This window comes from Streptomyces sp. NPDC007905 (assembly GCF_042959345.1).
Classification (GTDB): Bacteria; Actinomycetota; Actinomycetes; order Streptomycetales; family Streptomycetaceae; genus Streptomyces.
This window is the reverse complement of sequence record NZ_JBIBKS010000046.1, coordinates 21,561-30,187: the sequence shown is the minus strand read 5'-3', so window position 1 is coordinate 30,187 and position 8,627 is coordinate 21,561. Positions and strand designations below refer to the sequence as shown.

At 72.5% G+C, this 8,627-nt stretch carries 10 protein-coding genes and 1 pseudogene; 6 read left to right on the top strand and 5 right to left on the bottom strand.

What is annotated here, in order from left to right:
* A pseudogene (locus tag ACFZDC_RS40455) lies at positions 1-148 on the top strand (4-hydroxy-3-methylbut-2-en-1-yl diphosphate synthase); the annotation flags it as partial.
* Positions 149-345: 197 nt separating this feature from the next.
* Positions 346-1,194 carry a GNAT family N-acetyltransferase gene (locus ACFZDC_RS40450; protein ID WP_391331907.1) on the top strand — a complete coding sequence of 283 codons (849 nt, stop codon included), beginning with the start codon at positions 346-348 and terminating at the stop codon, positions 1,192-1,194.
* A 144-nt stretch (positions 1,195-1,338) separates the two neighbouring features.
* Here the strand turns inward: ACFZDC_RS40450 and ACFZDC_RS40445 are convergent, their stop codons facing one another.
* Positions 1,339-1,854 carry a hypothetical protein gene (locus tag ACFZDC_RS40445; protein ID WP_391331906.1) on the bottom strand — a complete coding sequence of 172 codons (516 nt, stop codon included), beginning with the start codon at positions 1,852-1,854 and terminating at the stop codon, positions 1,339-1,341.
* An 84-nt stretch (positions 1,855-1,938) separates the two neighbouring features.
* On the opposite strand from ACFZDC_RS40445, the gene ACFZDC_RS40440 reads away from it, so the two are divergent.
* Complete coding sequence (locus ACFZDC_RS40440; RefSeq protein ID WP_391331904.1) at positions 1,939-2,469, top strand: GNAT family N-acetyltransferase; 531 nt, start codon at positions 1,939-1,941, stop codon at positions 2,467-2,469.
* Between the two features lie 74 nt (positions 2,470-2,543).
* On the top strand, positions 2,544-4,247 hold the full coding sequence (locus ACFZDC_RS40435; RefSeq protein ID WP_391331903.1) for a proline--tRNA ligase: 1,704 nt from the start codon (positions 2,544-2,546) through the stop codon (positions 4,245-4,247).
* A 213-nt stretch (positions 4,248-4,460) separates the two neighbouring features.
* Here ACFZDC_RS40435 and ACFZDC_RS40430 read toward each other — a convergent pair whose 3' ends face one another.
* From ACFZDC_RS40430 to ACFZDC_RS40415, 4 genes are all read right to left on the bottom strand, one after another.
* Entirely contained in the window at positions 4,461-4,595 is a 135-nt protein-coding gene (locus ACFZDC_RS40430) for a hypothetical protein (RefSeq protein ID WP_391331902.1), read from the bottom strand.
* Positions 4,596-4,745: 150 nt separating this feature from the next.
* On the bottom strand, positions 4,746-5,651 hold the full coding sequence (locus tag ACFZDC_RS40425) for an aminoglycoside phosphotransferase family protein (RefSeq protein ID WP_391331900.1): 906 nt from the start codon (positions 5,649-5,651) through the stop codon (positions 4,746-4,748).
* Between the two features lie 80 nt (positions 5,652-5,731).
* The gene (locus tag ACFZDC_RS40420; RefSeq protein ID WP_391331909.1) at positions 5,732-6,190 is read right to left on the bottom strand and encodes a DUF4439 domain-containing protein; all 459 of its coding nucleotides are present in this window, start codon (positions 6,188-6,190) and stop codon (positions 5,732-5,734) included.
* Between the two features lie 68 nt (positions 6,191-6,258).
* Positions 6,259-6,789 carry a hypothetical protein gene (locus ACFZDC_RS40415; protein WP_391331898.1) on the bottom strand — a complete coding sequence of 177 codons (531 nt, stop codon included), beginning with the start codon at positions 6,787-6,789 and terminating at the stop codon, positions 6,259-6,261.
* Positions 6,790-7,022: 233 nt separating this feature from the next.
* Between ACFZDC_RS40415 and rimP the strand changes: the two genes are divergently transcribed.
* Both rimP and nusA read left to right on the top strand, forming a co-directional pair.
* Entirely contained in the window at positions 7,023-7,532 is a 510-nt protein-coding gene (rimP, locus tag ACFZDC_RS40410; protein WP_391331896.1) for a ribosome maturation factor RimP, read from the top strand.
* Between the two features lie 2 nt (positions 7,533-7,534).
* Positions 7,535-8,533, top strand: a complete 999-nt coding sequence (gene nusA, locus ACFZDC_RS40405; protein ID WP_391331894.1) for a transcription termination factor NusA — start codon at positions 7,535-7,537, stop codon at positions 8,531-8,533.
* Positions 8,534-8,627 lie beyond the last annotated feature (94 nt).

The window sequence follows — 8,627 nt, the reverse complement described above, 5'->3', positions numbered from 1 at the left end:
CCAGATCTTCGTCAAGGGCGAGGTCATCAAGACGGTCCCCGAGTCCAAGATCGTGGAGACCCTCATCGAGGAGGCCATGAAGCTCGCCGAGCAGATGGAGAAGGACGGCGCCGCTTCCGGCGAGCCGACCGTCTCGGTCGCCGGCTGAGTCCCGGATGCCGGTGGGGCCGCGCTCCGGACGGGGCGCGGGGCAGTATCGACTTGTGGCTCCGCCGCGTGGGCGCGACCAGCCACGGACGAGGGGCAGCCGCCGGAAACCCGAAGCCTCCGAGCTCGAAGGCGCAGGGCCAAAGCGGCGCAGCTATAGTGCGGAGATCAGCAGAACCCCAGGGTGAGGCGCCGCACGTGTTGACCCAGACCACCTCACGGGTGCTCGAACCGAGCGACCTTGACGCCGCGCTCGCCGTCCTCGACCGCGAGCCGGTCGCGAACGCCTTCGTGACCTCCCGGGTCCAGGTGGCGGGCCTCGACCCGTGGCGGCTCGGCGGCGAGATGTGGGGCTGGTACGAGGACGGCATGCTCACATCCCTGTGCTACGCGGGCGCCAACCTGGTCCCGATCTGCGCGACTCCGAGGGCCGTAAGGGCCTTCGCGGACCGGGCGAGAAGGGCCGGCCGCCGCTGCTCCTCCATCGTCGGGCCCGCCGGACCCACCGCCCAGCTGTGGCGCCTGCTCGAACCCCACTGGGGCCCCGCCCGCGAGGTCCGCTCGCAGCAGCCCCTGATGGTCACGGACCGCATGCCCGCCGACATCGCCCCGGATCCCTACGTCCGCCGCATCCGCAGGGACGAGATGGAGACGATCATGCCGGCGTGCGTGGCGATGTTCACCGAGGAGGTGGGCGTATCGCCGCTGGCCGGGGACGGCGGGCTGTTGTACCAGGCCCGGGTGGCCGAACTCGTGGCCTCCGGACGCTCCTTCGCCCGCCTCGACGAGAACGGCAAGGTGGTCTTCAAGGCGGAGATCGGGGCGGCGACGTCCCAGGCCTGCCAGATCCAGGGCGTGTGGGTGGCACCGGAGTACCGGGGGAGGGGCCTGGCAGCGCCCGGCATGGCCGCCGTACTGCGCTACGCCCTGTCGGACGTGGCCCCGGTGGTCAGCCTCTACGTCAACGACTTCAACACGGCGGCGCGAAGGACGTACCGGCGCGTGGGCTTCCAGGAGGTCGGCGCTTTCATGAGCATCCTGTTCTAGCCGACTTCCGGCCGGTGCCGATGCCGATGCCGATGCCGACGCGGACATGGACGCGGCCGCAGGGCCCGAGCCCCTCCCTGCCTCGCTCCCGAGCGCGAGTCGGCTCCCGACCCTCGAACCCGCCGTCAGCGCCGTCCCTCGCCGTCACAGCTCGTCGATCAGCCCCGCCGCACGGACCACCGCCGCGAGCGCCTCGGGGCGTCCCGTGCGCCGGTGCACCTCGAGGCAGGTGTCGGCGAGCTTGATGACGTGCTCGTCCCCATGCCGGTCCGCCGACTCGGGAGCGGCGGGGAGGCTGTCCGCGGGCGCGGGCGTGGCGGGACGGTAGGCGGCGGTCACGGCCGCACTGGCCGCCCACGCCGCGTGCACGCTCTCGACCCACTGGGTACGGGGCAGCGCGGGCAGGGTGCGCAGCACCGCCTTCGGCGCGGTCGCCGAGTGCACCAGCATGACCGCCGAGCCGTGCGCGTTCGGGAGACAGTGCAGGGCCGCGGCGGACGTCAGGCCGGCCGGCAGCTCGCGGGCCCGCTCGGCGTCGGTGGCCGGCCCGAGCGCGGCCGGCGCCGCCGGCCAGCCGGCCGCGCCGGGCGCTCTGGTCCGGGACGCGGGGGACTCCGGCGAGGGCTGAGGCGGGGTCGGCGGCGCCGGTACGCAGGGCAATACACCTAGGACCGGGGTCGTACCGGTCCAGGGCGAACACCGGTGCCCGGCCGCCGACCGGTGCCTCCCCTGTACGCTCCCCGCATGGACGTCGTGATCGGTCCCCTGGACCTCGCAACCCACGTCGACGAGGCCTTGGCGGTCCAGGCCGTCGCCTTCGGACTGGGCCCCGACGAGGTCGCCGTACGCCGCCAGATCGTCCAGCGTCACATGCAGTACCCCGGGGCACGGGCGCTCGGCGCCACCAGCGGGGGCCACCTGGTCGGTTTCGTCTACGGCATGCCCAACTCCCGCACTCACTGGTGGTCCACGGTCGTCGAGCCCTACCTGCGCGCCAGGGACAACGACCTCTGGCTGGACGACTCCTTCGTCATCACCGAGCTGCACGTCCACCCGGGCCACCAGAACCGAGGCATCGGCCGGCGCCTGATCACCGCCATCACCGACGGCGCCGCCGAACCCCGCTCGATCCTCTCCGCGATCGACACCGACAGCCCGGCCCGCGGCCTCTACCACTCCCTCGGCTACGTCGACCTCGCCCGCCAGGTCCACTTCCCGAGCGCCGCCAAGCCGTACGCCGTGATGGGCGCCCCCCTGCCACTGCGCCGGCGCTAACCGATTTCCACCGGCACAGCCGGCCCGGCTAACCTCCTATGCCATCACCCTTACCCGGCAGGAGTACGAGAACCATGGCGAAAGCACCGGTCCAGCGCATGTCCCAGTTGATGGCGAAGACGCTGCGCGACGACCCGGCCGACGCCGAGGTCCTCAGCCACAAGCTCCTCGTCCGCGCCGGCTACGTCCGCCGCACGGCGGCCGGCATCTGGTCGTGGCTGCCCCTCGGCAAGAAGGTCCTCGCCAACGTCGAGCGGATCGTCCGCGAGGAGATGGACGCCATCGGCGCCCAGGAGGTGCTGCTCCCCGCTCTGCTGCCCCGCGAGCCGTACGACGCGACCGGCCGCTGGGACGAGTACGGCCAGGAGCTGTTCCGGCTGAAGGACCGCAAGGGCGGCGACTACCTCCTCGGCCCCACCCACGAGGAGATCTTCACCCTGCTGGTCAAGGACCAGTGCACGTCCTACAAGGACCTGCCGGTGATCCTCTACCAGATCCAGACCAAGTTCCGTGACGAGGCCCGTCCGCGCGCCGGCATCCTGCGCGGCCGTGAGTTCCTGATGAAGGACTCGTACTCCTTCGACCTGGAGGACGAGGGCCTCGCCCAGTCCTACGCCCTGCACCGCCAGGCCTACCAGCGCGTCTTCGAGCGGCTTGGCCTCGACTACCGCATCTGCGCGGCCACCGCCGGCGCGATGGGCGGCTCCAAGTCCGAGGAGTTCCTCGCCCCGGCCGAGGCCGGCGAGGACACCTTCGCGGACTGCCCCAACTGCGACTTCGCCGCCAACACCGAGGCGATCGCCTACGCGCTGCAGCCGGTCGACGGCTCGGACGTCCCCGCGCTCGAGGAGATCCCGACCCCGGACACCCCGACCATCGAGACCCTCGCCGCCTCGCTCGGCGTCCCCGCCTCCGCCACGCTGAAGAACCTGCTGGTCAAGGTGGACGGCGAGATCGTCGCGGTCGGCGTGCCCGGTGACCGCGAGGTCGACCTGGACAAGGTCGAGGCGCACTTCGCCCCGGCCGCCGTCGAGATGGTCACCGAGGCGGACTTCGCGGGCCGCCCCGACCTGGTGCGCGGCTACGTCGGCCCGCAGGGTCTGGGCGAGAAGGTCACGTACATCGCCGACCCGCGCGTCGCCCCCGGCACCGCCTGGATCACCGGAGCCAACAAGGAGCACACGCACGCCAGGAACGTCGTCGCCGGCCGTGACTTCGAGGTCGACGAGTACGTGGACGTCGTCGTGGTGCAGGAGGGCGACCCCTGCCCGAAGTGCGGCACCGGCCTGAAGCTGGACCGCGCCATCGAGATCGGCCACATCTTCCAGCTGGGCCGCAAGTACACCGACGCCCTCAAGCTGGACGTCCTCGGCCAGAACGGCAAGCCGGTCCGCGTGACCATGGGCTCCTACGGCATCGGCGTCTCCCGCGCCGTCGCCGCCGTCGCTGAGCAGACCGCCGACGAGCACGGGCTGGTGTGGCCCAAGGAGATCGCCCCGGCCGACGTGCACGTCGTCGCCGCAGGCAAGGCCCTGCAGACCGAGCTGGCGCTCGACGTCGCCGAGAAGCTGGCGGCCGAGGGCGTCCGGGTACTGGTGGACGACCGGGCCGGTGTCTCCCCCGGCGTGAAGTTCACCGACGCCGAGCTGATCGGTGTACCGCAGATCCTGGTGGCCGGCCGCCGCTCCGGTGAGGGCGTGCTGGAACTGAAGGACCGCAGGACCGGCGAGCGCGAGGAGCTGTCCGTCGAGGACGCGATCGCCCGCCTGACGGCGTAGTAAGGGCCCGACGGTCAGTAGAGGAAACCCTCAGAGAGTCCTCCCGGGGCCTGCTGGAGCCTCACCGGGGCTCCCGGGCCGTTCCCCGACCGTGGGACGTGACACAGCGTCACGATCACCACGGGAGGGGAACGGTCATGAACTCCAGGGAACGGGGTGCCGCGACAGCCGGCCGCAGGGGCGCACGCCGGACGGCGACCGTCGCGGCCGCGGTCACGCCGCCGGCGGCCGCCGGGATGTCGCCCTGATCGGCACGGCGCACTCGAGCGCCGAAGCGACGGCGAGCACCAGTACCGGCACCGGGTCGAGCAGCAGCGCGCCGGCGAGCACCAGCACCGGCACCAGCACGAGGACCGGCCGAGCAGCAGCACGAGGGCGAGCACCAGCACCAGCACCAGCACCGGTTCGAGCGGCACTGGGTCGAGCAGCGGCTCCCAGGACTCCGCGAGGGCGCACTGTGCGGTGCCCGCTCCTGGGCCGCGCCCCCGATGAACGTCCTCAGAGCCATCCGGCGAACTCGAGCAGCAACTCCCCGTCCTTCGGCCGCCCGACGCGCAGCGCCCGCGCACCCGACTCGACCGCCCGGAACAGCGTCCACCCCCGCAGCCGCTCCAGGTCCACGTCCAGCGACTCCGCGAGCCGTTTGATCCGCCGTCGCGTGGTGGCCGCCCCGGACGGCGCGGCGATCAGGTCCTCCACCCGATCCCGTACCAGTCGCGCCAGGTCGAAGGCGCACTCACCGACCACCGGATCCGGACCCACGGCAAGCCACGGCATCCGCTCCCCGGCCAGCACCTTGCTCTGCCGGAACGTCCCGTGCAGCAACCGGTCTTCGGGCGGCGCGGCCAGCAGTTCCGCACGGGCCGTGAGCGCCGCCTCCACCAGCGGTGCGGCGTCGGGTTCCGCCTGGGCGCTGGTCCGCATGGCCTCCGCCTGCCGCCCGGTCCGCTCCGCCACCGTCTCGAAGGCGTGATGGCCCGGCGGCTCGACCCACAGCCGCCGCAGTGTCCCCGCCGCCTCCAGCAGCGCCTTCGCCTCCGGCAGCGACCGCACGGACACGTCCGGATGCAGCCGCTCCAGCAGCAGCACCCCGGCGGTGTCCTCGGGATCCGTCTCCAGCAGCTGCACGGCGCCCAGGCCGGCCCAGTGCGCCAGCGCCGCCCGCTCGCTCTCGGGACGGGCCCGGGGCGGAGCCAGCTTCAGTACCGCAGGGGTGCCGTCCGCCCGCCGGACCAGCACCACCAGGCTGCTGCGGCCACCCGGCACCTGGACCCGCTCCACGGTCAACTCGCGCCGGGCGACCGCCCGCTCGGCCGTCCCGGGCAGCCGCGCCAGCCAGTCGTCACCGGCCGGTGCCGTCTCACCGAGCGCCCGCACCAGCCGCTGCGGCGGTTCGAAAGCCATGCGCGAGTCGTTCCCTTCTTCCTGGGCCTTCCTGGCTCTGCCTGAGCCTTCCCGGCTCCGCCGTACGGGCGGCTACGCCGTCACGTCGTCGGGGACGCCGAGGTCCGGGGTCCGGCCGCGCCCGCGTCGGTACCGGCCCGTTCGGCGAGCCCAGGGAAGGCTACGCCCTCCCCGCTCCAGCGCACCGCCCGCACCGCGGCCTCGCCCAGCGCCCCGGCGGCCGCGCCGCGCCGCTCACCGGTCGTCGCCCGCACCAGGTCCGAGTACACACCGGCCACCCGCTCCTCCAGTTGGGCGGCCAGCCGCACCGCGGCGGCCGCGTCCGGCACCTGGAACGGCAGCGCATACGCGGCGCTCGCGGCGACCGGCTCACCGCCCCGGTCGCGCACCTCGCGCACCAGCGCGTCGCGGCGCGCCCGGTGCGCGTCGTACGCCGTCCGCGCCTCGGCCCGCCGCTGCTTGCCGATCCTCCCGCCGACGACGCCGTACCCGTACACCGCCGCGTGCTCCGCCGCCAGCGCCGCCTGCAGCGCAGCCAGTTCGGCCTTCCCGTCGGCCTTCCCGTCGGTTGTTCCGCCGGTCTTCCCGTCGGCCTTCTGGTCGTCGCTCACTTGGCTCCCTCCGTCAGCAGGTACGCGTGCGCCGCCCCGGCCGCCGCCACCGACGCCATCAGCCGGGCCAGTTCGCCCGGCACGTCCAGCAGGGCCTTCGCCCGTCGGTCGGCGAGGCCGCGCTCGGCGGCGGCGAGATCGGCGAGGGCGTCCTTCTCGGCGGTGGGCACGGCCGACGGGAACGCCGTGGAGGCCGTGGAGGCCGTGGAGGCAGTGGGGGACGGCGCCTTCGTGGCCGTGGTGCCGCCGAAGGCCTGCGCGTGCGCCGACACCTCGGCGCGCAGCGGCCGCAGTCGCTCCGTCAGCGCCGGATGGGCGGCGAGCACGGCGTCGTAGCGCTCCAGGAGCGCCGCGCTGTCGCGGGCGGCACGCGCGCGTGCCCGCGCGCTCACCGACGGACTGCCGCCGCTGTCCCCGGAGTCCGGACCGGCCGAACAGCCCGCCAGCAGGGCGGCCCCGGCGGCCGAGGCGAGCAGGGATCTTCTGCGCGGCCCCGAGGGGGTACGCGGCGGTGGGGAGTACGGCACTGCAGACGTCCTCGGGGCACTCGTACGAAAGGAACAACATACGAAGGGAACGGCAAAGGAAGAACAGCCGGCGGGCGGCACGTTCGTGATCACCGTACCCGCGCACCCCACGCACACCACCCACCGGCACCGCGCGTACACAGGTGGACGGCAACACTCCCTGCGACCGGATACCCTTTGATCAGACACGCGACCCATCCCACAACAGCACACGCGGCCGAGGAGTCACCCGGATGAGCACCACCCAGAGCGAGAGGCTGCGAGAGCTGCTGGAACCGCTCGTCACCTCCCAGGGGCTGGATCTCGAAGAGATCGCAGTGGACTCGGTCGGTCGCAAGCGGGTGCTGCGCGTGGTCGTCGACTCCGACACCGGAGCGGACCTGGACAGAATCGCCGATGTGAGCCGTGCGCTCTCGGCGAAGCTCGACGAGACCAACGCGATGGGCGACGACGCGTACGACCTGGAGGTCGGAACCCCCGGCGCGGAGCGCCTCCTCACCGAGCAGCGGCACTTCGTGCGCGCCGTCGACCGGCTCGTGAAGTTCCAGCTGACCGAGGGCGGCGAACTGGTCGCGCGGATCCTGACCGTCGACGACGAGGGCATCGACGTCGAGGTGCCCGGTGTGAAGGGCCGTAAGGCCACCACCCGCAGGCTCGGCTTCCAGGAGATCGCCAGGGCGCGCGTGCAGGTCGAGTTCAACCGCAAGGACAAGAAAAACATGAAGGAAGAGGAGGAGGCGTAGCCGTGGACATCGACATGAGCGCCCTGCGGGGCTTGGTTCGGGAGAAGGAGATCTCCTTCGACCTGCTGGTCGAGGCGATCGAGTCGGCCCTCCTCATCGCCTACCACCGCACCGAGGGAAGCCGCCGGCACGCGCGCGTGGAGCTCAACCGGGAGACCGGACATGTGACCGTGTGGGCGAAGGAGGACCCCGAGGACCTCGAGGAGGGCCAGGAGCCCCGCGAGTTCGACGACACTCCGTCCGGCTTCGGCCGGATCGCCGCCACCACCGCCAAGCAGGTGATCCTGCAGCGGCTGCGCGACGCCGAGGACGACGCCACGCTCGGCGAGTACGCGGGCCGTGAGGGTGACATCGTCACCGGAGTGGTCCAGCAGGGCCGCGACCCGAAGAACGTGCTCGTGGACATCGGCAAGCTCGAGGCCATCCTGCCGGTGCAGGAGCAGGTGCCCGGGGAGACCTACCCGCACGGCATGCGCATCCGGTCGTACGTCGTCCGGGTGGCCAAGGGTGTCCGGGGCCCCTCCGTGACCCTCTCCCGTACGCACCCGAACCTGGTGAAGAAGCTCTTCGCCCTGGAGGTGCCGGAGATCGCCGACGGCTCGGTGGAGATCGCCGCGATCGCCCGTGAGGCCGGTCACCGCACCAAGATCGCCGTACGGTCCACCCGTTCGGGCCTGAACGCCAAGGGCGCCTGCATCGGCCCCATGGGCGGCCGGGTGCGCAGCGTGATGGGCGAGCTGAACGGCGAGAAGATCGACATCGTCGACTGGTCGGACGACCCGGCGGAGATGGTGGCGAACGCGCTGTCACCCGCTCGGGTGAGCAAGGTCGAGGTCGTCGACATGGCCTCCCGGTCCGCCCGGGTGACCGTGCCGGACTACCAGCTGTCGCTGGCGATCGGCAAGGAAGGACAGAACGCCCGGCTCGCGGCCCGGCTCACCGGCTGGCGGATCGACATCCGTCCCGACACCGAGCAGGCCGGAGAGCGCGCCGGGGAATAGATCTCGGCCGTCTGTCGCTGAGATCACGTCAGCCTGCAGCAAGCAACTGTTCGACTTTACCCCCGGAGGGGTGAGGTCGGTACGGGGAGGTAGA